Source organism: Lysinibacillus sp. FSL P4-0201, from assembly GCF_038593425.1.
Classification (GTDB): Bacteria; Bacillota; Bacilli; order Bacillales_A; family Planococcaceae; genus Lysinibacillus; species Lysinibacillus capsici.
In genome coordinates, this window is sequence record NZ_CP151995.1 from 2,823,019 (window position 1) to 2,848,081 (window position 25,063).

The following is a 25,063-nucleotide window of genomic DNA, read 5'->3' on the forward strand; positions in this document are numbered from 1 at the left end:
TCACGTTGTATCCGCTACTTTTCACGTTCTAACCGCTACTTCAAAACCTATCCCCCACTTTGTCTGCTCTATCCACCACTTTTCACGTTGTATCTGCTACTTTTCACGTTCTAACCGCTACTTCAAAACCTATCCCCCACTTTGTCTGCTCTACCCCTCATTTTTTACGTTTTATCCGCTACTTTTCACGTTCTAACCACTACTTCAAAACCTATCCCTCACTTTGTCCGCTCTATCCCTCATTTTTTACGTTGTATCCGCTACTTTTCACGTCCTAACCGCTACTTTTGAACCTATCCCTCACTTTGTCTGCTCTATCCATCACTTTTCACGTTCTATCTGCTACTTTCTATCTTGTATCCGCTAACTTGAAACTATCCTCTCTTTAGCTCTATCTTTATCCTGGAATCTCCTACTATTCCTAGGTGATTAACTATAAATAATCTAGCTAATTTTCAGAAATCACCTTGTTCTTCTTTAGTATCCATGTTAAATTGGTAACAATTATTGAGAATACTATTAAATTGAAAGCAAAAGTTGTTGCTTTTAATAATATTGAAGAAAAGAGTGACGTCATGACATTAAACAGAAGTATTGAAACAAAGCTTGTACAACTTGGTAATTTAAGTGACCCAGCAACAGGAGCTGTGAGCCCACCCATTCATTTATCGACTGCTTATAAACATACTGGGATTGGTGAATCTACTGGTTTTGACTATACACGTACAAAAAATCCAACACGTGCTCTTTTAGAAGCAGGAATTGCTGATTTAGAGGGTGGCGATATGGGCTTTGCCTGTAGTTCCGGGATGGCTGCCATTCAATTGGTGTTATCCCTATTTAAACCAGGCGATGAATTAGTCGTGCCAGATGATTTATATGGTGGTACATATAGACTTTTTAATTTCTTCCAAGATACTTATAATATTAAGCCTGTTTATTCAAAATTTGAATCGGTTGAACAGGTGGAAGCATTAATGAATGAAAATACACGTGCAATATTTATTGAAACACCAACAAATCCACTTATGCAGGAGTTTGATTTACAAGTGTATGCGGAGTTAGCACATAAGCATGGGGCATGGCTAATTGTGGATAATACATTTTATACGCCATACTTCCAACGCCCTATTGAATTAGGCGCAGATATTGTGCTTCATTCTGCAACGAAGTATATTGGTGGTCATAATGATGTTTTAGCTGGGCTAGTGGTTGCTAAAGGCACAGAATTAGCCGAACGCATTGGCTTTATTCATAATGGTAGTGGCATGGTGCTAGGAGCTATGGATTCATGGTTACTTATTCGTGGTCTAAAAACAATGCATCTACGCTTAAAGCAACATGATGCCAATGCGAAGGCGATTGCTGCTTACTTAGAGGAAGAAGAGTTAGTGACCGATGTCCTTTACACTGGAAAAGGTGGCATGCTGTCATTCCGCTTGCAAAAGCCTGAGTGGATTGACCCATTCCTTCGTAACTTAAAGTTAATTACTTTTGCTGAAAGTCTTGGCGGTGTCGAAAGCTTTATTACGTATCCTGCTACACAAACACATGCAGATATGCCTTATGAAGAGCGTGTGGAGCGTGGCGTTTGTGATCGTTTATTACGCTTCTCTGTTGGCATTGAGGAAGCAGAAGATTTAATTGCAGACTTACGACAAGTGTTTGATATCCTTAGAAAAGAGGCGTAATTGATGAAGCAACGTATTGAAACAAGCCTCATTCACGCAGGTGTTCGTGATGGCTATAGTAATAAAAAAGGGGCTGTTAACGTCCCGATGTATCTGTCCTCTACTTTCCATCAAGAAAGTATAGATGAATTTGGAGAATATGATTATGCTCGTTCAGGCAACCCTACAAGAGATGCGTTAGAAAAAGCTGTAGCAGAGCTTGAGGGAGGCGTTCGTGCCCATGCATTTTCATCTGGTATCGCTGCCGTATCAGCAGCATTAATGCTGTTATCGCAGGGAGATCATATCGTCATGACTGAGGATGTTTATGGTGGAACCTATCGTTTTGTAACAAAGGTGTTGCCGCGCTTTGGGATTTCCCATACATTTGTAGATTTTACGGATCTAGCAGCTGTAGAAGCAGCAATCACGCCAGCTACAAAACTACTTTATATGGAAACACCATCAAATCCAACGTTAGGCATTACAGATATTCGTGGTGTAGTGGCGCTTGCCAAGCAACACCACTGCCTTACATTCTTGGATAATACTTTTATGACACCGTTACACCAACGCCCACTAGAACTTGGTGTAGATGTCGTCATTCATAGTGCAACGAAGTTTTTATCTGGACATTCTGATATTATTGCTGGCTTAACGGTTACTGCCGATGAAAAGCTAGGTCAGGATCTCTACTTTATCCAAAATTCATTCGGTAATATTTTAGGTGTACAGGATTCATTCACACTACTACAAAACATCAAAACAACAGATGTACGTTTTAGTCGTTCTGCTGAATCTGCACAAAAAATTGCTGTGTATTTGGCTAGCAATCCACTAGTTGAGCAGGTCTACTATCCAGGGCTTGCTTCACACCCAGGCTACGCTATTCATCAACGTCAAAGCACAAGTCCTGGGGCCGTTTTATCCTTCCGACTACCAAGCTATACAGCTGCAAAGGCATTGGTTGAGGCGATGACAATTCCAGTATTTGCGGTCTCTCTTGGAGGAGTAGAATCTATCCTTTCTTACCCTGCAAAAATGAGTCATGCGGCTATGGAGCCTGAAGAGCGTGCTAAACGAGGCATCACAGATGGTCTTCTACGTTTTTCTGTAGGACTTGAGCATGTTGATGATTTAATTGCTGATTTTGCACAAGCCCTAGAGATTGCTGCCAAGGCTTAATTGAATCAACATAAAAACCGCGTCCAATTGACGCGGTTTTATTATAATAGGTTCAATTTCTTACCTTTACTAACAATCGGTATAAATAATCGCCATGCCCCTTTGCTAGCAGGGCATCTTGCTCAGCTGAAATCCAATAGAATGAAAAGATTAAATCCCCTTCGTTTAAGCCTGTTGGATGATGTTGCCATGCATCCCGTGTTTCATCGGATGTTAAATGATAAAAATACCGTTTCTGTAAAACATCTGATGGATGATTAAAATAATCCTGTGCTATTAGCGCTTGAACGACAAGTGTGGTTAGACCTGTTTCTTCTAGCATTTCCCGTTTCACAGCATCTAAAGGTGTTTCCCCTTCCTCAACCGTACCTTTGGGCACCTGGATACCTGCCCCAACTGAATTCTGTTCAAATACGAGTACCTGTAATTGATCCTCATGCGTTCTCGTGATATAGCCAAAAGCTTTTTCAATTACTTGCATGAAAGTGACCCCCTTTGAATGATTGAATGTTACAATAAAGAGAAAAATTGGAATAGAAGGTGAAAAGTGTTGACACTTATTATACGACAGATGCAAGAAAATGACATTACTTTTGTACAAGAAATTGCTAGAATAAGCTGGCATCATACATACGAAGGAATCATTCCACGTGACATTCAAGATCGTTTTTTACAACTAGCTTATAGTCGAGAACGATTAATCGAACGTCTCATCAATAGTCCGTTTCTCGTTGCAATTTTTGATGAATGGCTAGTAGGCTTTGCTAATTTTTCAAATGTAACACAAGGTGAGGCGGAGCTACATGCGATTTATTTACATCCTGATATGCATGGTAAGGGCGTGGGTACTGCACTTTTACAGGAAGGACTACGCATGCTCCCAAATCTATCGTCTTTATTTGTTTGTGTAGAGAAAGAAAATAAACTTGGTATGCATTTTTATCAAGCAAAGGGATTTGTAGCAATAGAAGAATTTGATGAACAATTTGATGGCCATCTACTTAAAACAGTTAAATTGGTTAAACAATATGAAAAAGTGTAACGGTTCTTGCAACTACCGTTACACTTTTATTTATGTAAGATTTATCTGCTCCGCTTGGATAACAAGTGCTGTTAAGCCCGTTATACTACCAGATTCATGTGCCAGACCTTGATGCCATAGTACTCCCTGTCCTGTTTTTATCGTGATTTTTTCAGCATCTTCACCACTAATCCATCCCTCTCCATTAATAACGATAAATAGCTGTGGAATGGGGGCTTCATGCAAACCAACCACACCGCCTGGCTCAATATAGATGAAACCGATCGTCGTAGGTACTTCCGTTTTCGTGATTTTTCTATAAAATGTATCGATGGATTGGTATTGATGAATTGGATTTGCTAAATCTTGTGTAAATTGTATGAGTTGCATTTCGCGAAAATCCCTTCCTTTTAGGCTAGTTCTTCTTCAGCAAATGCTAAAAGTGTTCCATCTTCTTTTTTAAAATAAAAAGCAAATGCATCATAGCCATTTCTTTTAATCGTTTCCCAGTTAGTGGTTTCTCCATTTATAAGTTGAACATTTTCTTGTTCATCTACCTCATAGTCGTCTATTTCTCCGTCATAGTCGATGTTATAGAAAAATGATATTACGACTTTTGTTTCGGGTAAATTATATTTTTCTAGAGGACGGTTGTCACGGTGATTCTCTGTATACGCCTCACAAAATAGCGCATTATAACCATGTAGAGTCGCATCAAAGAGCAAAATTTCCTCGGCGGATAAAGGATCTTTAGCAACGATTCTAGCGGTTGAGCCTGTAATATAAGGCATTTCCTCCCCTTCAATCATTAGCAAATCACCGTAATACCAAATTTCAAATTGTTCATTGCCTGCACTAGAATGAAGCTGAAACTGGGATTCAACATCATCTATAATTTGGACGTTTCCTGCAAATTGCTGTAGATAAATGGGAATAGGATTAATCATAGCTTTCCTCTCCTTTTCTGTTAGATATTACTTTCTTACAATATAATACATCTTTCTTAGTCATAAAGAAAAACCCAGAATTTTTTCTGGGCTTGATGACACTTACTTTTCTAGCATGATTAAAACTGACGGGCCTTTGCTTCACTTCGCAAGAGACGGTTATGGAGAGTAATCTCCGTTTCACCATTTACTTGCGATTTTGATCGCTTAATCCTTGACCAGTTGCGGTGGATTTTTTGAGATTTGGGGTCTAGTTGTTCGAACCTACTCATTTTTCATCCTCCTCATCATTATAGATTTCATAAGTGAAATCTTCTTTATTATGACCAGCTAAGGTGAATTTATACTAATTTCATAAGAAGCTTAGTTACTTCACTTTATTAGTTTTCGCTTAACCAAGTTAACGCATATTGTACATATAATTCGGCTCCAACGCGCAAACCATCTTCATCGATATTAAAATGGCCGTTATGATGTGCCCAGCGTGTATCCTTTTCTGTATTGCCTGAGCCTACTAGAGCAAAACAGCCAGGTACTTCATCTAAGTAAAAGCTAAAGTCTTCTCCACCCATTGTCGGATCATCAATATGATAAGCATCCGCGCCAAAATGTTCAGCTGCAAGGCGCTCGACTAATCTGGCACTCGCCACATCATTGTTGACGGCTTGTGTACCATATTCATAAACGACCTCTGCTGTGCCACCATAAAGTGAGGCAATCTGGTCAGCATAATGACGAATTTGCGTTTCGATATGTGAACGAACCTCTTTATCAAAACAACGCACAGTCCCTTCTAAAATGGCATCTTCTGCAATTACATTAAAGCGTGTGCCAACCTCCATTTTTCCAATTGTAAGAACGGCAGGTTGAAGTGGATTGACTGTACGTGCCACAACTGTTTGGACATTCAAAGCAAACGTTGAAGCAATCATCACGGCATCAATGGCATCATGTGGGACTGCGGCATGACCGCCCTGCCCTTTAAAGCGCACTTTGAAAATATCAGCAGAGGCAAAGGCAGGACCTTTATTACACTGAATTTTCCCTGTGTCAATTTGTGACCAAATATGAATACCAAAGACGTTATCTACACCTTTCATTGCTCCTTGCTCTACCATCGCTTTTGCGCCTGTAGCTACTTCTTCCGCTGGCTGGAAAATAAAACGAACTGTTCCCTCAATTTCTTCTTGTACCATATGTAATGTCTTAGCTGCAATCAGCAACATGGCTGTATGCGCATCATGACCACAGGCATGCATCTTACCATCAGTTTTAGAGCGATACGGAATATCTTCTCGTATTTCATAAACTGATAATGCATCCATATCTGCACGTAAGGCAACGGTTTTTCCTTCCTTGCCCCCTTTTAACTCCGCAATAATGCCTGTTGGCTCTATTCGTCTAAACGGAATACCAAGGTTCTCTAAATATGCTGCTACATAATTCGTTGTTTCATATTCTTCCCAAGAAAGCTCTGGCTCACTGTGCAATTTTTGACGAATTGCCACAAGCTCACTATTTAATTCCGCAATAATTTCTTTCATTTTATTCATGCTGACTCTCTCCTTCTTTATAGCCAATTGACAAAAATACCCGCTAAAATCACAGATGTTATCGTTACACTAATGAAACCTCCCACAAGCATCGGTGGTAACATATGACTTAACAGCATTTCTCGTTCTTTTTGATCGGCTGTGGACGATTTCACTACTTCATTCGTTAAAATATAATCTGCTGGGAACCCATAGAGCGCTGTTAAGGATACAGCAAACGCTAAATTCGGGCTGACCTTTAAAACTTTTCCTGCGATGAAAGAGAAAATATACATACCAATGACTGCTAAGACAATAGACACTACTAATGGCACAATAATACGCATCAGCATTTCAGGGGAAGCCTGTTTTAAGCCATCAAATATAAAGAGCATTAACCCCATAATGGCAAAACCGAAGCCATTTGCTTTTTGCAATGGTTGTCTTTCTAAAAAACCAAATGTCGATGCAAGGACACCAAACACTAGGCATAGCACTAACGCATTGACTGTCACAACAGGTGCTAATGCTGTAGATGTACCATACGCTAATAATCCAACAAGCGCTAAACGGAAAAATTTAAAGTATTCTGTATTGTACTTGGTAGGAATTTTACTAAATAATTTTGGTTGCTCAGATGCCTGTTCAACATCTTCCTCTACCTGTGTTACCGATTGTATATTCCCTTGCTGATGTTCTTTTAATAAACGTTTTGCTTCACGCTTCAATACAATGGACGTGATGGGATATCCTGCAAAACCTTGAATAACATAAATTACAATGGCAAAGACGGCTAAATCCTCTAAGCCAGCTGCAGAAGCGCCTTCTGACATCACTAGCGCTGCCACAACACCACCGACTAATGGTGGAACTGCAACAATCATCGTTTTTAAATCAAATAGCAAGGCACCAATTGTAAATAATATGGCGATGATGCCTACAATACCAGCTAAAGAAATAACGATGGCTTTCCACTGGTTTTTCAATTCCTTAAGGGACAGAAGTGTACCCATATTCGTAATTAATAAATACATTAACATCGTGGCAACGACTGGACCAATCCCGGCAATACTAACAATATCTTTCGGGAAGAATGTCCAATAGCCAATTAAAAATAATACCGCACAGACGAACACAGATGGAATCCACGCCTTCGTTCTTGTTGCTACGATATCTCCGATGTAAAGAATAGCAAGTACTATCGTCAGTGCTAACATTTGCGACATATCAAAGAATTCTCCTAACTTAGTAATTTTTTAATGTCATCTATAATAATACTAATTATTCTTAAAATTCTATTTTTACAGAAAAGAAGAAAAACAGCGCATGAACGAGCATATTCGTGACACTAAAATTACGGTTTTCCAAATATTTAGATTTTAAAGAATTTTCATAAAGCGCTTACAAAAAAATAGAACCATTATAAAATGGTTCTACTTTTTCTTACATGCTATTTTTTGAAACGATTACCTGTGTTCGCATAGATCAATAAAAATATCGTAAGGGCGACAAAAAGTACAAGACCTACATGAAATAACCATTGTGTATGGAAAAATTCGTTTAGTATCCATAAAAGTACACAAAAACAGTAGCCATACATCATTTTTCCCATAAATCTTGCCAGTGCCTTTTCATCATATTGTTCTTTATCTTCCTGTGCCATCGTATGAAAGCCTTCAAGTAGAAAAGCTCCTTTACCTTGCGATAGAACAATGGCGAAGATGAGAAACGGCAGCATGATTATTAAATAGACAAGTACTCCCAAGGTTAATCATCCTACTTTTCATTTTTAATAAATTGCTCAATTGCTGGTAGTAATTCTTCATGCAGTGGCAGCGAAGGGTCTGCATAGGTTGCTAAGTTTTTGGAGCGATCTGCCGGTGCCTTTTTCAATACGTGATTCATACCCGCTAGATAAAGTAATTTTGAGTCTTGTTTGCCTTTCTTCAATGCCTCAGCATCGGCTTCCTTCACTTGTAAATCCGTTGTTCCTTGTACTAGCAATACACGGCTTTTTACTTTTGCAAGCTCATTAGCAGGTTGATATTTTAGCAAGGAAATCAGGAAAGGCTGTACAGATGGACGGAAAAGGGCCTGTAGCTCTGGCGAAATATTTTTCACTTGCTCACCTTGCTTTAAAGCTGTCAAAATATTCGTGGATTCATTAAAAAGCTTTGGTGCTAATTGACCTTTTAATTGCTCTAAAAGCACTTCATCTAACGATCTACCTGCACCGGCAATGGAGACAAAGGATGCTACGCCTGTCTTTTGAGCCGCGAGCAAACCAATGAGTGAGCCTTCGCTATGACCAATCACATGGACACTTGTGTAGGCTTTATCAGCCATCAATGTTTGGATAATTTGTACAGCATCATCAACGTATTGGTCAAACGTTCCATCCTCTTCCTTTGTTAAGAGCGCTTGATTGTCACCAAGTCCTCGCTTATCATAACGCACCGTCGCAATGCCCTGTTGTGCTAAACCTTCGGCCAACATTTTCAAGCTATTATTTTTTCCAGCCAAAGCCGAATTACCATCTTTATCAGTTGGCCCTGATCCTGCTATTATCAGTGCCACTGGTGATGGAGATGGAGAAGCCTTTTGTACAGCTACCGTTAAGTTACCGTTTTGAACGGGAATTTTTAATGTGTCATAGGTAACAGGTTGCTCTTTATAAGCCTTTAGTATTAAAGGAAATTTCCCACCATTTTGTTGAAATGTAGCCTCTATTTGTTCATTTTTGATTGTGCCATTAATGGCAATAGCAGAGCCGTTTAAATTTATGGACACTTTTACTTTATCACCTGTATACGTCACACTTTGAAATGGAAAATTAGATAAGCCCTGTGCTGGCACGGATAATGTACCACTTTCCTTCTTTAAATCGATAATAATCGGTAATGGTCCATTTGGCGTTTCAATAGTTCCTTCCCATTTTCCAATAAACTGTTCATTCATTGCATTTGTCCCCTTTGATCCTTGATGTTGTGCAGTGACCTCTTTTTGCCCACAGGCAGCTAAAAGTAAAATTGTACAGCAAATCAATAACCATTTTTTCATCTAATCTTCCTTTCTATATGAAAATCACCAATAAAATTGGCAGTAACGTAATCGCTATTAAGATGTAACACCATTTGTTCGCGAAATTTACAGTCCAACCAATCCCGAACTTTTTAGGCACTAATAAGGATGGATCATTTTTATTGCAATAAAAAATACCCCATTTCCAGTATTGATCATCTGTGGCAGCTGTTTCATTTGTATGTACCTCATCAAAACGTTCATTACTTTTACTGAGCTTCCAAATGAACACTAGTAAACCACCCAACGTAACGACATTAAAGACAAGAAAAAGTGGGAAGAAGTAGGGAGCCGTTTGGTCTTGTAAAATAACAGTTGTATAGTGTAAAACAACAAATAGAATTGTCATACTAAAATTAATGGCTGCCAGGTACCAGCTTCCGTATTTACGCTGAGTTAACTCCCGATGAATGGATGCTTCTTTGGCCTGTGCACTTAATTGAATTTTGGCACTTTTCATGCCTTGACTCATCATGAAAAAACTAATTTGTATTGCCAATAATATAAGTGGCATACTGATGACTGAAAGCCGCGATTTTTGAGTCCAACCATCGACCTCTCCTGCCCCATTCCAATGTGTTGCGAAAACCTCAGGGATTGACTCATAGTTCATGTACGTAAAAGCGATTAATGCAAGTGTGATGATAATGGGTACACTAAAAAATATAGGTGATAATGTTTCCTCTTTCTGACGGATAGACAAATCTGTCACATATACTGTTTTTATTTGTGCCTCCCACTGCTCCTGCACCTTTAATTTTTTCGTTTTAGCATGATAACTCATGTAAAGACCTGATGATAAAAGGAGCATGACATACAAAAGGATAAAGGAAATTAAAGATACCTTCTCCTCTTGTATAGGTGAAAGATAGAGAGCGATTTGACCTACTAAGAATAAGCCAGCAATCCCTGCGATGATTTGGCTATAATGCTTCTTCCACAGCTTTAATTGTGGATGTTTGACATATGGTTCGGGTATGGAAACACCAAAAACAAGTGTTTTTCTTGTTAAATGTGGTGTCATCATTTCCATAATTCCGACAATGATAAAGATGCCTACAATTATAAGCATACTACCCCTACTTCCATTGTTTTAAAATTCGCTGGAACAAACTTGTCATTTGCTCTTTCTCGAGGCCACGCGCAAAAGCCTCCGCCATGATAGGCTTCAAGGCATTTTCGACTTTTTCAACCTCCGTTTCTTCCAGCGCTCTCTTTTGACCACCAATAATGACCGCTTTTGCTTTCGGCTTCAATTCAATTAAGCCCTTCTCTTCAAGCTCATGATAACTTTTACTGACCGTGCTAACATTGATGCCTAGATCTGTAGCCATCGAACGTACAGACGGTAAAGTATCACCATTTTTCAGCTCACCTTGCGCAATGCATTCTATTATTTGATTGGCCAATTGTTTATATAGCTGCAATTCACTGTTTGGATCTAATTGTATTTGCATAATAACCCTCCAATCTGTATTGCTTGTAACCAAACAGAAATCTGTTATGTATAGAGTAATACAGATTTTCTTTAATGTCAAATGAAGGAATTTTTTATGGTGTTGAGTAGAGGTTTTTTCACAATAAGAGCGGGAGCCTTCCCTTAGTAGTGCTTTGAACTTCATTTAGAGCGGGTTCTCCTTCCTTATGAGCGCTTTAAATTTCATTTAGAGCGGATCTTGAGTACTTTAGACCCCAAATAAGAAACAAAAAGGACCCAGAATAATTCTGGATCCATGGACACTTATTGCTTCTATTTGATTTTTAACTGATATGGTTTACACTTCTTCTTAATCTATAGCAAAACAGAATGTTCTGTTTCACCTTTAGGCTTAAGATTTAGAAGCTTCAACCTTCAACAGTTGTGGCGGACTTTCCTGAGATTCTTGGTCTTTGGGTGTTTGACTATTACTACTCATTCTGCATCCTCCCCATCAGATTAGATTAATAAGTGGTTCCTCTCTTATTATGAACCTTCTTCTATTTTTTATACATGCTTTAGCTTTTTTCTGCAAAGACTTGTTGGGCTATCGTTAAAGCATTTTGCACTCTTGGAAAACCGATGTAGGGTGCTAATTGTAAAAGTGCCTCGACCACTTCTGTCTGTGTCAAGCCTGCATGTAATCCACGCTGAATATGCGTTTTGGTTTGTGGTGCAGCACCTTGTGTAACTACCGCTGTTATCACGACGAGTGCTCGACTCTTTGCATCCAGCCCAGGCCGTGCATAGACATCACCGTAAGCAAATTCAATAATCATTTTGCGTAAATCGGGTGCTATATCGGCTAATGCATCGGATTCAATCATCCGTGCTGCTTCTTCTTCTGTCACATATTGTTTAATTGTTTCGAGCCCCTTTGTAAAACGTTCATTCATTTCTTCATCCCTCCTACATTTACTTATACAAAAACCCCAATTCCGCGTCTCCAGAATTGGGGATTGTCCTTCACATATGTAAGGTTCTCTTCTTCACGTCACCCTCTGGCTCAGTTGAAAAAGGATAAAGGTTTTCATAGTGCCTCACAGGACAGCTTTAATGAATATCTATGCAAAAAGTCACAAGGACATGCACGCAAAAATTAAATGGCTACAAGACAGGCTTTCGCTTTTTCAATTTGGATTTTTACTTGTTCAAAGCCAGTACCACCTAAGGAATGGCGGCGACGAACAGCAGCTTCTGGCGCTAGTACATCATAAATATCCGCTTCAATTAACGTACTTTCTTGCTGCATTTCTTCCAATGGCAAGTCTAATAAATAAATGCCCTTTTGAATACATGTAAAGACAAGCTTACCAGTCACCTCATGTGCCTCACGGAATGGCATCCCCTTTGTAGCAAGATAATCTGCTAGCTCCGTTGCATTTGAAAAATCAGCGTGAACAGCCTGATGTAAGCGTTCCGTGTTGACAGTCATTGTACGAACCATACCTTCAAAGATTTTAAGTGAACCAAGAATCGTATGAACAGTGTCAAACATCCCCTCTTTGTCCTCCTGCATATCTTTGTTATATGTTAATGGTGTGCCTTTTAACACCGTTAATAAGCCCATTAGATTCCCATAAACACGCCCTGTTTTACCACGGATAAGCTCTGCCATATCTGGGTTTTTCTTTTGTGGCATAATCGAAGAACCTGTTGAGAAGGCATCATCCAGTTCGATAAATTTAAATTCATCTGTAGACCAGATAATAATTTCCTCAGCAAAGCGTGATAAATGCGCCATAAGTAAGGAGGAATGACTTAAAAATTCCACGATAAAATCACGATCACTTACAGCATCCATGGAGTTTGCGTAAACCTCGCTAAACCCTAATAACTCTGCTGATTTTAAACGGTCAATCGGGAAAGTTGTCCCTGCCATTGCCCCAGCACCTAAAGGTAAAATATCAATACGTTTTATGGATTCTGTAAAACGTTGTTTATCACGCTCTAGCATCCAAAAATAAGCCATTAAATGGTGTGCAAAGGAGATTGGCTGTGCACGTTGTAGATGCGTATAACCTGGTGCAATCGTTTCAATATGCTCTTGTGCTTTGTCTAATAGTGTTTGTTGGAACGTCACAATTAAATCAATTGCTTCCTGCACACGCTTTTTCAAGAAAAGATGCATATCCGTTGCTACTTGGTCATTTCGGCTACGTCCTGTATGTAGTTTGCCACCGACAGGACCTATTAAATCAATTAACATTTTTTCTAAATTTAAGTGTATATCTTCATTGGCAACGCTAAATTCAAGCTCACCTGCGATTGCCTTATCTTTTAATTGGGCAAGACCACCTAGTATGGCCTCTACATCAGCTGCTGGTAAAATTCCTGTAGCACCAAGCATTGTGACATGTGCAACACTACCTTCAAGGTCCTCTAGCACAAGTTGCTGGTCAAAGCCAATGGATGCGCCAAATTCGTCTACCCATGCTTCTGCTGATTTTTGGAAACGTCCACCCCAAAGTTTTGTCATGTCAGCTCACCTTTTCCTCGATTACTTATCAAAAGGTGTAGTAAAAGCACAAATGCCTCACCACACCTTGCTTGTTCAACATTACTTTTTATTCACAGATGAGTTCACTACAGTTGGTAGACCCCATAACTCGATAAAGCCTACAGCGGAAGCATGATTGAATTGATCTTCCTTCGAGTATGTTGCTAGCTTTTCACTGTATAATGAATTTGGTGATTTACGTCCTTCTACAATCGCATGTCCTTTAAATAGTTTCACACGTACTGTACCATTCACATATTGTTGTGTTTGCGCAAGGAATGCTTCCAGAGCATCACGTAATGGTGAGAACCATAGACCGTCGTAAATTAATTCGGATAGCTTTTTCTCGATTACTGGCTTGAAGTGTGCTAATTCTTTTACAAGCGTTAAGTCCTCAAGCTCTTTATGCGCTGTTAACAGCACTTTTGCACCTGGAATTTCATAAACCTCACGAGATTTAATACCAACTAAACGATTTTCAACGTGATCGATACGTCCTACACCATGAGCACCTGCTACTGCATTTAATTCTTGAATTAAATCAGCAAGCTTCATTTCTTTTCCATTTAATGCTACTGGTTTACCAGCTACAAACTCGATTTCCACATACTCTGCTTCATTCGGTGCATTTTCAACAGAAACAGTTAAGCCATAAGCTTCTTCTGGTGGTGACACCCATGGGTCTTCCATAATGCCAGCTTCATTCGCACGGCCCCATAGGTTTTGGTCGATTGAGAATGGTGAATCCAATGTTGCAGGAATCGGTACATTATGCTTCATTGCATATTCGATTTCCTCATCACGGCTCCAGCCCCACTCACGTACTGGTGCTAATACCTCTAAATCTGGATTTAATGCTTTAATAGATACTTCAAAACGAACTTGGTCATTCCCTTTACCTGTGCAACCATGCGCAACAGCATCTGCGCCTACTTGATTAGCAATCTCTACTAATTTTTTCGAGATAAGTGGACGGGAAAGTGCTGATACTAATGGATACTTTTGCTCGTACCAAGTATGTGCTTGTAAAGAAATTAATGCATACCCTTCAGCAAATTCGTCTTTCGCATCCACCATATAAGATTCAATCGCTCCTACTTGAAGAGCTTTATTTTTTACGAATTCAAGATCTTTTCCTTCGCCAACGTCAAGACATACTGCAATTACGTCCCAACCTTGCTCTTTTAACCAAGGAATTGCTACCGAAGTATCAAGTCCACCTGAATAAGCTAATACCACTTTTTTATTTGCCATTAAAAATGCGCCTCCATTGCTCTATCGATATGTATGTTTATACATTCATTTAAAAGTTTATACACGAATAGTATCATGTTATAAAAATAAATACAAGTGTATTTTTATAAATTCATAGACTTTTATTTTTATTGTCAAAAGTAAGTCGTTCCTTGTATAAGGTTGACAAGAAATCCATGGCAATTCACTCGAAAAAACGTTTTTTTACTATATATATAAATGTATACTATATAAATTTAGCAACGGACGAAAAAAAAGAATCCATGATACAAACTGGATTCTTTCTAGTTACTCGGCTGATTGTATCTTATACAATACTTTTTTAGGATTAATCAAAATAAGTAGAACGGCCACCGCCGAATATAAAATGGCATTATACATAATTAAATCAATTAGGTTTCCATTAATGGAGCCGATAAAAAAATTAAAGAGCTGATGAATAATAATAGGAATGATTAAATTCTGATTGATCGTATAAAATACTGTCATGATGATGGTCGTAGCTATAATCGTTAACATAAAGAAGAAGCTATATTTGATCAAATCCATTCCTATAAACCCTGTTGTAAGCCATATCGGTAAATGCCACATTCCCCACCAAAAGCCTATGATAATTGAAGCTATTAATAGCGAATACTTCTTTTGCAGCTCCAGCAGTGCAAAGCCCCTCCATCCTAACTCCTCACCCAGTGGTCCTGACAAAAGCGTTTTAACAAAATAAAAACTGAGCATGCCCCATGAAGACAGCGTAAAAATAGAGTTTTCTTCATAATTATTCATGATTTGAAACAAAATCATGATAAAGATAGCTGTTTGTATCATCACGATTAAAACAATTACTGAAAGTGACAATTTGTTTTTGAATTTTTGTTTGACAAAGTGTATAAAACGTTGCCCAGGATAGATTCTTGGAAATAGTAACGCAAAGGCAAAGGTGGATGACCAAGCCGATAGACAGCGTACGGTATCAAATAGCCAAGTAGGATAGCCTAATAGCTTGACGGCTCCTACAACACAGAAAAGTGGCCAAAAAATAATATTGGTTAAAATAATAAAGCTTGCTACTGGTTTTTTTAATTTCTTTTTTCTACGCAAGTAGATCCCCCATTTCATCTGAATATCTTCAGCATAAACCTAGGGGTTGCTCACAGGTCAAACCCATTTTGCCTTTATTTTATCGGTACATACATTTCTAAAAAAATACGTTCAAGCCCTTCTTCATAAGTGGTAAGCAATAAGTTGATATAAACAAGCCCTAAAAGCTCATAGCCATTTTCCTTAGCTACTTTTCTTATACTAGCCTCTACTTTATTGTCTATATTTTTGCCACCTGTTGACCAGCGCCCATCTTCAATAACTGTATAAAGACATTTGGGATGCGCTAAAACTTCACCTTTAATTGGATGATCGCTATTTTCTACTTTCCTGACAACCATAAATTTATTTTCGAGCATTCCGCTATCATCGAATCTAATAACTCTTCTTAAAGAAGTAAGAATTACCGCTTTCTTTATACTGTCTGCATTTTCTTTTAACGAATCATATTCATCATAGGCTGTATAATGATCTATTACGCCCATTATTTCTAATGGTTTCATTTCCTTTATAGTATACGTGCCTAGATATTGGCTAATTTTTTGACAATCCTCTTTTACAAGCTGGAGCTTTTTTAATTGTAGCTTTTTATAAGCTATTTCCTCTAACATTACTTGTTCTTTTTCTACTAACAATGATTGGATGCCCTCTATACTCTTGCCTTTTCTCAATTCCTGAATCTTTTTGATTTCAAAATCAATTTCTCTATAAAAATTGATTGTTGTGATATCGTATATATCAAAATGATTGTATGTTCTATACCCATTTTCACTATTTTGCTGAGGCTTTACTAATCCCTTTTCTTCATAAAATTTTAAGGTATCTCTAGAAACTCCTAAAAATTTTGCAACTTGACCAATTGTATACATCTATGTCTCCTTTTCAACTCTTCCTTTTTACTACTATAGCTACAATTATATGTAAATATGAAAAAACCGTAGACATGCACGTGAAGCATGTTTACAGTTTCAAATGTTGTTATTTCTTATGGAAAAATGATTTGCCTAGCCATTCAATGGTTGCAGGGGCTAATGCATACAATTTACTCGACAATCCCATAATTCTAGGTAGATTAATCTCACGAACAGGACGATCAATCGTTTTCACTGTCTCTTGAGCTACTTCCTCCGCTGACAATAAAAAGCGCCCTAAGGATTCTCGGTAGCCACTTGTATCATTGGCTTTATCTAAAAATGGTGTATCAATGGGACCAGGATGGATGGCTGTCACTTTTACATTGTACGGAGCTAATTCCATACGCAATCCATTGGTAAAACCGACAATAGCATGTTTCGTCGCAGCATAGACACTCGCTTTTGGTGTGGCCACCTTCCCAGCCTGAGAACCAATGAATATTAAATGGCCCTGTTTGCGCTCTATCATCTTAGAGGCTAATCGTTTGGCAAGATAAATGGGTACGCTAACATTTAATTCGATCATTTGCGCAATATCCTCATCCTGTAAAGCAGGGGCTACAGCAAACTTCCCTACACCTGCTGAAAGAATCGCTACATCAATCGGTGGTAGCTGCGCACAAACATCATCAAGTGTATGTAGATTGGTTAAATCCGCTTGGATCACTTGAGCACCTAAACGCTCTAGCACCTTTAGTGCAACGGCATTGCGACCTGTGGCATAAACGATATGCCCTTGAGCTACTAGTAATTCAGTTATTTTTAAGCCAACCCCACTTGTAGCTCCTGTCACAAAGATTGTTTTGTTAGGATGTTTCATGTATAAACCTACTTCCTTTGAAATAAATAGATACCTGCTTCTGTCTTTGTTGACGTAATATACTCATTGGCCTCTAGGTAATCTAAATGACCAAGTGTTTTAGATAAAGTTAAACCAAGCTGATGCTGGAAGATAGCCGGATACAAGCGTTTTGTTACTTGGACAACTGTTAATTGATCATTGCCTAATAATTCAAAAACCTTCATTGATTGTTGGTGCTGTCGCTCTAATCGTTTATCAATTAACAACGGAATATCCTCTAGCTCTGCTCCATGACCTGTATGCATCATTTTGACAGGTAATTGACGTAGAATTTCAAGGGATGCATTATATTGTAGTAAAGATTTTGTACGTCCTACAGTACGATCCAATGGTGGCTCTATTAGTGGATTGGGCGTTATTTTTTCAAGCAATAAATCTCCACCAATCACATGATGAGTTTTTTCATCCCAAAAAATGAAGTGACTTTGTGCGTGACCTAATGTTTCGATTGCCTTTAATCCTGGATGCCCAGGAACTTCATCTCCATCTTCCAAAATTTGCGTTAATGGTCGTTCCCCTACAAGCTCCAATTCACGACGAACATGGACACTTTTTGCAATATATTCTTGTGGTACCCCATGCTCCAATAAACGTTCACTGTAAAATTGTTCATGATAGCGTAAAAAGTCTTCATCATGACGAAGCCATTTGTCATTATAGGCATGCCCTAAAATTTCTGCATATGGAAAAGCATCGACCCATCCCGCATGATCTGGATGATGATGGGTTAACACAACCTGTTCAATATCTTGCATGTCAAAGCCTGCTGCTCGAATCCCCCATTTTAAAGCATCATAGGCTTCCATTGTTTTTGGGCCAACATCAAAAATGCTAAGTGCATCGCCTTTTACAATAAATGCATTGACATCTCCTACTGCATAGGGTGTTGGTATTTCTATTTTGTATATAGACAAAGTTGTCTCCCCCTTTTCACGCACTTGTGAATACTGATTCATTCTATTTTACAAGTTTTTTCTGTTTTCGTCATCCTCCTGTTGACAGGTTGCCTATTCCTCACTATAATTTTGAATAATCTAATTATTTATGTGCGTTGAAGAAGACGAGTACGTATCTGGTGAAGGTGTTAGAGAGTGTTACATTTGCTGAGAGTAACATCACCCGCTCCCATTACCGAACCTACTTCTGAGCAGTTATGCAAACATAACCGTTTCCCTTGCGATAAGAGGGCTAAGAGTTGTGCCAACAATTGGCAAACAAAGGTGGTACCGCGGAAACGAGAGCGTTTTCGTCCTTCTAGATAAGGACGAGAGCGCTTTTTTATTTTGAACTGGAGGTTTTGTTCATGAAAAAAATTTTATTTATCGGTGCAGGCTCAATGGCGGAAGCATTGATGCAAGGCTGGATTAAACAAAAGGTGTTCACACCACAGGAAATTTACGTCACCAATCGCTCAGACAAGGAACGCTTACATTTCCTACATGAAACATATGGTGTCCATTGTGTGTTTGATCCTGCGATTTTTCAACAGGCAGATCTGATTATCTTAGCGATGAAGCCGAAAGATGCTATTGCTGCTATGTGTGATTTAAAGCCTAAACTTACGGCACACACTGCTGTACTATCTATTTTAGCAGGCATTGCGATTGATACAATTACAGAATTTTTAGGGAGTCGCCCAGTAGCAAGGGTGATGCCGAATACTTCCGCTACAATCGGCATGTCAGCAAGTGGCATTGCATTCAATAACGAGGTATCTGCAGACCAGCGTATCCTATTCCTCCAGTTATTAGAGGCTGTTGGCTCCGTTATTGAAGTCGATGAAGATCAGTTACATGCAGTCACAGCCCTTTCAGGTAGCGGCCCTGCCTATATCTATTATTTAATGGAAGCTTTTGAACGAGTAGGGACGAAGGTAGGCTTATCGAAAGATACGGTGCGCTTGCTAATGACTCAAACACTTGCGGGGACAGCTGAGATGCTCAAGCAGTCATTAGATGAACCAGATGTCTTACGCAAAAAGGTGACGAGTCCTGGTGGCACGACGGAGGCAGGGATACAGGCATTAGAACAATATCAATTTAATGAAGCCATCGAAGCTTGCATTAAAGAAGCGGAGGCACGATCTCGTTCACTTGCAAATGGGTAGCATTATGTGCAAAATAGAGTGTATCACTAGGAATTAGGAGGCTTTATTTTGAGTAAATTATTCGAACCCTATACATTGCAATCTATCACCTTAAAAAACCGTGTTGTGATGGCACCTATGTGCATGTACTCAGCACAAGACGATGGCATGGTAACGCCCTTTCATTTCGTCCATTATGCAACACGTGCAGCTGGTCAAGTAGGCTTAATCATTTTAGAAGCTACTGGTGTTGTGCCAGAAGGTCGTATCTCAAATAAGGATTTAGGGATTTGGGATGATGCACATATTGAAGGATTAAGTCAATTAGTTGAGGGGATGAAAGCGTACGGCGCTAAAACAGGCATCCAGCTTGCACATGCTGGTCGCAAAGCAACAGTAGATGGCGAAATTTTTGCTCCATCAGCTATTGCCTTTAGTTCAGACTATAAAACACCAACAGAAATGACAGAAGAGGACATTCACTATGTCATCGAGGCATTTAAACAAGCAGCTATTCGTGCCGCAAAGGCTGGCTTTGATGTACTAGAAATTCATGGCGCACATGGCTATTTAATTAGCGAGTTTTTATCACCTGCTACGAATAAACGTCAAGATCAATATGGGGGCTCACAGGAAAATCGATATCGCATTCTACGTCAAGTCATCGATGCTGTTCGCAGTGTATGGGATGGTCCTTTATTGGTACGTGTCTCTGCGGAAGATTATGCGGAAGATGGTACAACAATGGATGACTTTATTGTTTTTAGCCGCTGGATGAAATCTCAAGGTGTTGATTTAGTTGATGTGTCAACAGGGGGCGTTGTACCAGCAGCCATCAATGTCTTTCCAGGCTATCAGGTACCACATGCAGAAGCGATAAAGCATGGGGCTGATATTCCTACTGGTGCAGTTGGTCTTATTACCACAGCCATTCAAGCCGAAGAGATACTCCAAAATAATCGTGCAGATTTAATATTCTTAGCGCGTGTTTTATTACGAGACCCTTACTGGGCACTACATGCAGCTAAAGAGCTAGGAGAAGACGTGCAGCCTCCCGTACAATACGTCCGTGGTTGGTAATTACATTTCCATCAAAAAACAGCTTGTGCTCCAGCAAGCTGTTTTTTCATTAGAAAAGTGGATTTTGTTTTAATTCTTCATCAATAGCCTGTACCAATGTCTCCGCGTCATCTGCTGTCACAACTTCCCCATTTACTATCGCAAAAATACCTTGCTCACAGATTTCACAATGGGATGTACAACCAGATTCCTCTATCTCAATATCTTCTCGTTCTACTAATACATCATACGCATCTGCCGCACCAAGTGCTAAATTAGTGATACAAAACTCCACTCTATTTTTTAGCTGCTGTGGTTCCTTCTTTTTTTTAAAAAGAGAAAATACCATGTTTATTGACCCCCTACTCTCTAAAAATAATCATACCACAATTCCATAAACTTCATGCAAACTGTAGCGTTAAGCAAAATGATTATCATAAAATACTATTAATCTTTCAGCTCAATCAACATAAGTTTTTCTTATGAAATTAATGTACAACCATTAAACGAAGATGACTGCCTTGAAAAAAGGTAGTTACAAACTTATCATGCAAAACCTTCAAGTACAATTTTGCAGTCAACTAAAATAGCTATTTATGTTGTTCAATCAAATCATCAGTCTACTCCATACATCGTGTAAACAAAACTCCCACACAAATGTAGTGCTTTTATTAAGTAAATATTAAAAATAACCAAGTCTCTTATGTATGACCTGGTTGTTTTATCTATTATTTAACGTATTGTGTCTTTTTAATAACCGAATTTAACGCCACCCCTACTACACATATAAATCCAATAACTAACAATAAAAATCCTATTGGAATAAGAAAGAATGGTTCTTCTAATGTACCATCAGGTGCTACATTACTCCCTTTCACCATAAAGATTAAAAAACTAAGTACGCCTAATATGATTGGCATTAATGCAAAAATATATTTTTTCATAACTTTTTCTTCTCTCCTAAATATTTTTATGTTTAATTCCTACACTGCAGCTTTCTACAACTCGCTGTAACAATCATAAATCCAAAATATATTCTAAGTCAATCATTTTTTATTGATAAACAATAAATTTTTATTCTAATTCAACCAATCTCAAAATTGACATTTTGAAATTCTAACTATAAAATGACCATAATCTCGAGTGATAATATGGAAGGGTGATTTGTATGAACTATGAAGATTTAATGCAATGGAAAGGTTATTTGTTTTTAGATAATATAGTAGAGCCAGGGACAAACTCTTTGAGAGTTTCTATTTCTAGAGCTTCCGTCAGCGCCGAAAGCGAGGATATAAGTTTTGAGGAATATACTATAAATGATGTCTATCCTATTGAAATTGATAAGACATTACCGGTCATACATATAGAATTCGATTCATATGTAGCCTATACTGTTTTTGACGAATCATTTCATTTTGTCAATCAAGAAGATGATTTCTTGGGTAACTCAGTACGTCTTTTTACAAAATCAACTTATTTAGATTTTATAAGTAAAGGAACTATAGCTCTCGATATCTATTCCTACAAGGAGCTATTCCATTATCAGATTGTTTGTTTAGACCATATTATTGATATTGTCTCATTCGATAAACCCACTATTATAAGCGAATAAGTAGTTTTTAAAACAGTCAATGAAATCTTGTTGTCTGTTTTCTTTATTTCTATTAAAGCATCTCGTAAAAGGTAGCTCCCGTAAGTTCAATTATTTTTTAATAGAAACTTTAAAATATTTTTTGTAAACTCTTCGTATGAAGTATTCTTTCCACGCTGGTTATACCACTTTCGTATTGTTTCTACTAACCAAAACGGCACAGAATTTCCATCAATTAAATGATAGTATTGCTCATATCCTTTTTTTAAATGCTCCCATCGATGATCATTACCCTGTAGTGTGTACTCAGAGACATCAATTATTTTTGCCCTTCCATTCTGTAGCAAAATATTTTTCAAATGAATATCACGAGGGTTAAGGCCCTTCTTCCGAACATATTCTCTTGCATCCTCCACTTCATTTATAACCTGTTTTGGAATATGAATACCTTGTAGAATGCAATCAAAAAGCGTTTTTCCTTCTTCGTAACTTAAAACAAGGTATTCGTCATGTGAAGCAAAGCATGTTGAAAAGAAAGGTGAATCTCCAAGTAATTGATACACATTTGCTTCAACTTTTACTTTGTGCACTTTGTCTTTGGCATATAGTTTAAATGCATACGCTGGGGCGGAAAGAGCTTGAAAAACAGCCGCATCTGTCCCAACACCTATACATTTCAAATCATCAGCTTCACCACTTATGGTAACCGGCTCGTTATTTGGATTTGAATAAACGTTTATTTTAGAAAGAGAACCTATAGCTTTATCCCAATCGTTTTCCATTTCCATCTCTCCCATCATTTGCATTGAAGTATACTACACTATCTAATTACTTTAGTAGGGATTCTATATCGCCCCTAACAATATTCAAATCTCAAGTTTCCTACACGTACTCTTTAATTTTAAAACGTTGGGAACTACTAGAAGTTTCTATATCCATTTCTCCATATGAAAGTATACGGCTTTGTTAGCTACAGAAGAACCAGTTCTATCCTCTATTTACCCTTAACCACCTTTATTAAAAACTCAAAGTGATTTGGGTATTATTTTTATCATGATTGTCACGAACTTATAGCTAGCCTTGACACAAAAAGAAACGCTGTGTCAGACTACTTCACAGCGTTTCTTCTATTAATCTTTAAAAATCATATTCAGCATCTTTTTTGGCTCGAATTTCTGCAAAAGCCTCTGTAACCATCACGGTATCCTCCGCTAACCGTTCTAAACGAAAAAGGACATCATCATTGACAATTTCTTTACGTAAAAAATCCTTTTCTTCTATAAATACATAGGTCGGTACGATGTGCGCTTTCATATAAGCAAGGATCGGCTTTAGTTGCTGTTCCACCATTAAATAATGCTTGGATGTACCTGCTGTAACAATAACACTGACGACTTTATCGCGGAAGGCATTGACAGGTAAAAGGTCAAAGATGTTTTTTAATGTAGCTGGTATAGATGCTTGGAATGTTGGCGTCCCAATAACGATTGCATCAGCAGCCATAATGGTTTCCGTCACATATTTTGTATCGCCTTCATATTCAAAGTAATTACGTCCATCACTAAAAACTAGCTGATAGTCAGCAAGATCTAGTAATGTTACTTCATGCTGTGGGTATTTTTCTTGTAACATCTCGACTAACTTTTGTGTAGCTGTTCTTGTCTTTGAGCCGACAATAGAACCCGCAAGTGCGACAATTTTCATAATGAGCCACTCCTTATTTTGCTGTGTGTTTTTTTATCGCTGGAATTATATCATTACCAATGATTTCAATATTTTTCATCAATTTTTCGAATGGTACGCCACCAAAATCGATTTGTGCCATAAAGCGTTGCATGCCATATAGTTCGTATTGATAAAGTAGTTTTTCAATAATTTGCTCTTTACTGCCCACCATTAAAGCATCACGTGTATCAGGCGCTTGTGCAAATTGTTGCTTTGGATAGCCCCCACCACGAATAGCTTGGAAACCACCGTTTAAATGTGGATACATGCCCTGTAATGCCTCTTTTGTTGTGTCTGCTACATAAAACAAGCTTGTTGTGGCAATAGGTAATTCATTTGGGTCAAAGCCTTTGCGCTCTGCCGCTTCGCGATAGGCATCCACTGATGGTTTAAAGTTGATAGCAGGTCCACCTAATGTTGTAAGCATCATCGGAATGCCCATATATCCTGCTTTAATGGCGCTGGCAGGTGGTCCACCCACCGCACGCCATATTGGCAACGAGCCGTTTTTTGGCTGCGGTAAAATTTGTGCATGGTGGAGAGGTGCTCTAAATTGCCCTTCCCAAGTCACAAGCTCCTCGTCATTGATTTTCATAAGAAGCTCTAATTTTTCCTCAAAGATTTCTTCATAATCTTGTAAATCAACACCTAGTAAGTGATAGGCACCTACACGTGAACCACGTCCCGCTACTATTTCTGCACGACCATTTGATAATAAATCAATTGTGGCAAAATCCTCATATACTCGTACAGGGTCTGAAACACTTAATACGGTTGCGGAGCTAGACAATTTAATAGTCGAAGTTGCTTGTGCGATAGCACCTAACACGACCGTATGTGCCTGTGTTGTAAAATAAGACTGATGACTTTCACCTATGCCAAATACATCAATTCCAGCTTGCTCTGCTAATTGACTTGCCTCGACTAGCTCTTTTAGTCGTTGTTGAGCAGAAATACGCTCGCCTGTTAGTGGATTAGGGATATGATCACCTAAAGAGTACAGTCCGAATTCGAGTCCTTGTGCTTGATCAATACGATATTTTTCCATCATGTGTTATCTCTCC

Annotated in this window: 28 protein-coding genes; 6 read left to right on the forward strand and 22 right to left on the reverse strand. The window is 38.5% G+C overall.

Going from position 1 to position 25,063, the window contains the following annotated elements; translation table 11 throughout:
* Nucleotides 1-575 precede the first annotated feature (575 nt).
* Together MKY76_RS14215 and MKY76_RS14220 are read left to right on the forward strand one after the other, a co-directional pair.
* A complete protein-coding gene (locus MKY76_RS14215) occupies nt 576-1,691 on the forward strand; it encodes a methionine biosynthesis PLP-dependent protein (protein WP_026023403.1) in 1,116 nt (371 codons plus the stop codon).
* A gap of 3 nt (nt 1,692-1,694) precedes the next feature.
* Nucleotides 1,695-2,855, forward strand: coding sequence for an aminotransferase class I/II-fold pyridoxal phosphate-dependent enzyme (locus MKY76_RS14220; protein WP_259419652.1), 1,161 nt, complete (start codon nt 1,695-1,697; stop codon nt 2,853-2,855).
* A gap of 52 nt (nt 2,856-2,907) precedes the next feature.
* Here MKY76_RS14220 and MKY76_RS14225 read toward each other — a convergent pair whose 3' ends face one another.
* Nucleotides 2,908-3,336 carry an NUDIX domain-containing protein gene (locus tag MKY76_RS14225; RefSeq protein ID WP_342556772.1) on the reverse strand — a complete coding sequence of 143 codons (429 nt, stop codon included), beginning with the start codon at nt 3,334-3,336 and terminating at the stop codon, nt 2,908-2,910.
* Between the two features lie 69 nt (nt 3,337-3,405).
* Here MKY76_RS14225 and MKY76_RS14230 point away from each other — a divergent pair, with 69 nt between their 5' ends.
* Nucleotides 3,406-3,897 carry a GNAT family N-acetyltransferase gene (locus tag MKY76_RS14230; protein WP_004231387.1) on the forward strand — a complete coding sequence of 164 codons (492 nt, stop codon included), beginning with the start codon at nt 3,406-3,408 and terminating at the stop codon, nt 3,895-3,897.
* 30 nt (nt 3,898-3,927) lie between these two features.
* Here MKY76_RS14230 and MKY76_RS14235 read toward each other — a convergent pair whose 3' ends face one another.
* The 16 genes from MKY76_RS14235 to MKY76_RS14310 all read right to left on the reverse strand — a co-directional run bounded on the left by MKY76_RS14235 (nt 3,928) and on the right by MKY76_RS14310 (nt 18,494).
* Nucleotides 3,928-4,266 (reverse strand): cupin, encoded by a 339-nt coding sequence (locus MKY76_RS14235; RefSeq protein ID WP_342556773.1) that lies wholly within the window; start codon nt 4,264-4,266, stop codon nt 3,928-3,930.
* Between the two features lie 20 nt (nt 4,267-4,286).
* Complete coding sequence (locus MKY76_RS14240) at nt 4,287-4,823, reverse strand: hypothetical protein (RefSeq protein WP_342556774.1); 537 nt, start codon at nt 4,821-4,823, stop codon at nt 4,287-4,289.
* Nucleotides 4,824-4,942: 119 nt separating this feature from the next.
* Nucleotides 4,943-5,095, reverse strand: a complete 153-nt coding sequence (locus MKY76_RS14245) for a YpzG family protein (protein WP_004231380.1) — start codon at nt 5,093-5,095, stop codon at nt 4,943-4,945.
* A 108-nt stretch (nt 5,096-5,203) separates the two neighbouring features.
* Nucleotides 5,204-6,376 (reverse strand): amidohydrolase, encoded by a 1,173-nt coding sequence (locus MKY76_RS14250; RefSeq protein ID WP_288584609.1) that lies wholly within the window; start codon nt 6,374-6,376, stop codon nt 5,204-5,206.
* 17 nt (nt 6,377-6,393) lie between these two features.
* The gene (locus MKY76_RS14255; RefSeq protein WP_115673345.1) at nt 6,394-7,581 is read right to left on the reverse strand and encodes a hypothetical protein; all 1,188 of its coding nucleotides are present in this window, start codon (nt 7,579-7,581) and stop codon (nt 6,394-6,396) included.
* Nucleotides 7,582-7,805: 224 nt separating this feature from the next.
* On the reverse strand, nt 7,806-8,120 hold the full coding sequence (locus MKY76_RS14260) for a DUF3784 domain-containing protein (RefSeq protein ID WP_054549218.1): 315 nt from the start codon (nt 8,118-8,120) through the stop codon (nt 7,806-7,808).
* 11 nt (nt 8,121-8,131) lie between these two features.
* Complete coding sequence (locus MKY76_RS14265) at nt 8,132-9,415, reverse strand: alpha/beta fold hydrolase (RefSeq protein ID WP_342556775.1); 1,284 nt, start codon at nt 9,413-9,415, stop codon at nt 8,132-8,134.
* A 13-nt stretch (nt 9,416-9,428) separates the two neighbouring features.
* A complete protein-coding gene (locus tag MKY76_RS14270; protein ID WP_054549217.1) occupies nt 9,429-10,508 on the reverse strand; it encodes a DUF5808 domain-containing protein in 1,080 nt (359 codons plus the stop codon).
* Nucleotides 10,509-10,515: 7 nt separating this feature from the next.
* Nucleotides 10,516-10,893 (reverse strand): GntR family transcriptional regulator, encoded by a 378-nt coding sequence (locus MKY76_RS14275; RefSeq protein ID WP_054549216.1) that lies wholly within the window; start codon nt 10,891-10,893, stop codon nt 10,516-10,518.
* Between the two features lie 538 nt (nt 10,894-11,431).
* Nucleotides 11,432-11,809, reverse strand: coding sequence for a carboxymuconolactone decarboxylase family protein (locus MKY76_RS14280; protein ID WP_112118372.1), 378 nt, complete (start codon nt 11,807-11,809; stop codon nt 11,432-11,434).
* Nucleotides 11,810-12,012: 203 nt separating this feature from the next.
* A complete protein-coding gene (argH, locus tag MKY76_RS14285) occupies nt 12,013-13,392 on the reverse strand; it encodes an argininosuccinate lyase (protein ID WP_009370279.1) in 1,380 nt (459 codons plus the stop codon).
* Between the two features lie 81 nt (nt 13,393-13,473).
* Nucleotides 13,474-14,667, reverse strand: a complete 1,194-nt coding sequence (locus MKY76_RS14290) for an argininosuccinate synthase (RefSeq protein WP_004231366.1) — start codon at nt 14,665-14,667, stop codon at nt 13,474-13,476.
* A 288-nt stretch (nt 14,668-14,955) separates the two neighbouring features.
* Nucleotides 14,956-15,762 (reverse strand): CPBP family intramembrane glutamic endopeptidase, encoded by an 807-nt coding sequence (locus MKY76_RS14295; protein WP_342556776.1) that lies wholly within the window; start codon nt 15,760-15,762, stop codon nt 14,956-14,958.
* Nucleotides 15,763-15,836: 74 nt separating this feature from the next.
* Nucleotides 15,837-16,631, reverse strand: coding sequence for a MerR family transcriptional regulator (locus MKY76_RS14300; RefSeq protein ID WP_342556777.1), 795 nt, complete (start codon nt 16,629-16,631; stop codon nt 15,837-15,839).
* Between the two features lie 109 nt (nt 16,632-16,740).
* Nucleotides 16,741-17,496, reverse strand: coding sequence for an SDR family NAD(P)-dependent oxidoreductase (locus tag MKY76_RS14305; RefSeq protein WP_048392368.1), 756 nt, complete (start codon nt 17,494-17,496; stop codon nt 16,741-16,743).
* 8 nt (nt 17,497-17,504) lie between these two features.
* Nucleotides 17,505-18,494, reverse strand: a complete 990-nt coding sequence (locus MKY76_RS14310; protein ID WP_342556778.1) for an MBL fold metallo-hydrolase — start codon at nt 18,492-18,494, stop codon at nt 17,505-17,507.
* Nucleotides 18,495-18,841: 347 nt separating this feature from the next.
* Between MKY76_RS14310 and proC the strand changes: the two genes are divergently transcribed.
* Together proC and namA are read left to right on the forward strand one after the other, a co-directional pair.
* On the forward strand, nt 18,842-19,645 hold the full coding sequence (gene proC / locus MKY76_RS14315) for a pyrroline-5-carboxylate reductase (RefSeq protein ID WP_004231357.1): 804 nt from the start codon (nt 18,842-18,844) through the stop codon (nt 19,643-19,645).
* A 48-nt stretch (nt 19,646-19,693) separates the two neighbouring features.
* On the forward strand, nt 19,694-20,704 hold the full coding sequence (namA, locus tag MKY76_RS14320) for an NADPH dehydrogenase NamA (RefSeq protein WP_048392367.1): 1,011 nt from the start codon (nt 19,694-19,696) through the stop codon (nt 20,702-20,704).
* A gap of 49 nt (nt 20,705-20,753) precedes the next feature.
* Here the strand turns inward: namA and MKY76_RS14325 are convergent, their stop codons facing one another.
* Both MKY76_RS14325 and MKY76_RS14330 read right to left on the reverse strand, forming a co-directional pair.
* A complete protein-coding gene (locus MKY76_RS14325) occupies nt 20,754-21,032 on the reverse strand; it encodes a DUF1450 domain-containing protein (protein WP_004231354.1) in 279 nt (92 codons plus the stop codon).
* Nucleotides 21,033-21,411: 379 nt separating this feature from the next.
* On the reverse strand, nt 21,412-21,627 hold the full coding sequence (locus MKY76_RS14330) for a DUF3955 domain-containing protein (RefSeq protein WP_054549210.1): 216 nt from the start codon (nt 21,625-21,627) through the stop codon (nt 21,412-21,414).
* A gap of 224 nt (nt 21,628-21,851) precedes the next feature.
* Between MKY76_RS14330 and MKY76_RS14335 the strand changes: the two genes are divergently transcribed.
* The gene (locus MKY76_RS14335; protein ID WP_004231350.1) at nt 21,852-22,295 is read left to right on the forward strand and encodes a hypothetical protein; all 444 of its coding nucleotides are present in this window, start codon (nt 21,852-21,854) and stop codon (nt 22,293-22,295) included.
* An 86-nt stretch (nt 22,296-22,381) separates the two neighbouring features.
* Here the strand turns inward: MKY76_RS14335 and MKY76_RS14340 are convergent, their stop codons facing one another.
* The 3 genes from MKY76_RS14340 to MKY76_RS14350 form a co-directional block, all read right to left on the reverse strand.
* Entirely contained in the window at nt 22,382-23,056 is a 675-nt protein-coding gene (locus tag MKY76_RS14340; RefSeq protein ID WP_112118366.1) for a serine/threonine protein kinase, read from the reverse strand.
* 355 nt (nt 23,057-23,411) lie between these two features.
* Nucleotides 23,412-23,978 carry an NADPH-dependent FMN reductase gene (locus MKY76_RS14345; protein ID WP_269898231.1) on the reverse strand — a complete coding sequence of 189 codons (567 nt, stop codon included), beginning with the start codon at nt 23,976-23,978 and terminating at the stop codon, nt 23,412-23,414.
* A gap of 13 nt (nt 23,979-23,991) precedes the next feature.
* Nucleotides 23,992-25,047 (reverse strand): LLM class flavin-dependent oxidoreductase, encoded by a 1,056-nt coding sequence (locus MKY76_RS14350; protein ID WP_131521583.1) that lies wholly within the window; start codon nt 25,045-25,047, stop codon nt 23,992-23,994.
* Nucleotides 25,048-25,063: the final 16 nt, after the last annotated feature.

Coding starts and splice junctions, on each gene's coding strand:
- MKY76_RS14255 (WP_115673345.1), bottom strand. CDS start 7,581: ATGTCGCAAATGTTAGCACTGACGATAGTACTTGCTATTCTTTACATC.
- MKY76_RS14280 (WP_112118372.1), bottom strand. CDS start 11,809: ATGAATGAACGTTTTACAAAGGGGCTCGAAACAATTAAACAATATGTG.
- proC (WP_004231357.1), top strand. CDS start 18,842: ATGAAAAAAATTTTATTTATCGGTGCAGGCTCAATGGCGGAAGCATTG.
- MKY76_RS14290 (WP_004231366.1), bottom strand. CDS start 14,667: ATGGCAAATAAAAAAGTGGTATTAGCTTATTCAGGTGGACTTGATACT.
- MKY76_RS14240 (WP_342556774.1), bottom strand. CDS start 4,823: ATGATTAATCCTATTCCCATTTATCTACAGCAATTTGCAGGAAACGTC.
- MKY76_RS14300 (WP_342556777.1), bottom strand. CDS start 16,631: ATGTATACAATTGGTCAAGTTGCAAAATTTTTAGGAGTTTCTAGAGAT.
- MKY76_RS14305 (WP_048392368.1), bottom strand. CDS start 17,496: ATGAAACATCCTAACAAAACAATCTTTGTGACAGGAGCTACAAGTGGG.
- MKY76_RS14270 (WP_054549217.1), bottom strand. CDS start 10,508: ATGCTTATAATTGTAGGCATCTTTATCATTGTCGGAATTATGGAAATG.
- MKY76_RS14220 (WP_259419652.1), top strand. CDS start 1,695: ATGAAGCAACGTATTGAAACAAGCCTCATTCACGCAGGTGTTCGTGAT.
- MKY76_RS14225 (WP_342556772.1), bottom strand. CDS start 3,336: ATGCAAGTAATTGAAAAAGCTTTTGGCTATATCACGAGAACGCATGAG.
- MKY76_RS14275 (WP_054549216.1), bottom strand. CDS start 10,893: ATGCAAATACAATTAGATCCAAACAGTGAATTGCAGCTATATAAACAA.
- argH (WP_009370279.1), bottom strand. CDS start 13,392: ATGACAAAACTTTGGGGTGGACGTTTCCAAAAATCAGCAGAAGCATGG.
- MKY76_RS14340 (WP_112118366.1), bottom strand. CDS start 23,056: ATGGAAAACGATTGGGATAAAGCTATAGGTTCTCTTTCTAAAATAAAC.
- MKY76_RS14235 (WP_342556773.1), bottom strand. CDS start 4,266: ATGCAACTCATACAATTTACACAAGATTTAGCAAATCCAATTCATCAA.
- MKY76_RS14215 (WP_026023403.1), top strand. CDS start 576: ATGACATTAAACAGAAGTATTGAAACAAAGCTTGTACAACTTGGTAAT.
- MKY76_RS14335 (WP_004231350.1), top strand. CDS start 21,852: ATGAACTATGAAGATTTAATGCAATGGAAAGGTTATTTGTTTTTAGAT.
- MKY76_RS14265 (WP_342556775.1), bottom strand. CDS start 9,415: ATGAAAAAATGGTTATTGATTTGCTGTACAATTTTACTTTTAGCTGCC.
- MKY76_RS14310 (WP_342556778.1), bottom strand. CDS start 18,494: ATGAATCAGTATTCACAAGTGCGTGAAAAGGGGGAGACAACTTTGTCT.
- MKY76_RS14345 (WP_269898231.1), bottom strand. CDS start 23,978: ATGAAAATTGTCGCACTTGCGGGTTCTATTGTCGGCTCAAAGACAAGA.
- MKY76_RS14350 (WP_131521583.1), bottom strand. CDS start 25,047: ATGGAAAAATATCGTATTGATCAAGCACAAGGACTCGAATTCGGACTG.
- MKY76_RS14330 (WP_054549210.1), bottom strand. CDS start 21,627: ATGAAAAAATATATTTTTGCATTAATGCCAATCATATTAGGCGTACTT.
- MKY76_RS14325 (WP_004231354.1), bottom strand. CDS start 21,032: ATGGTATTTTCTCTTTTTAAAAAAAAGAAGGAACCACAGCAGCTAAAA.
- MKY76_RS14250 (WP_288584609.1), bottom strand. CDS start 6,376: ATGAATAAAATGAAAGAAATTATTGCGGAATTAAATAGTGAGCTTGTG.
- MKY76_RS14245 (WP_004231380.1), bottom strand. CDS start 5,095: ATGAGTAGGTTCGAACAACTAGACCCCAAATCTCAAAAAATCCACCGC.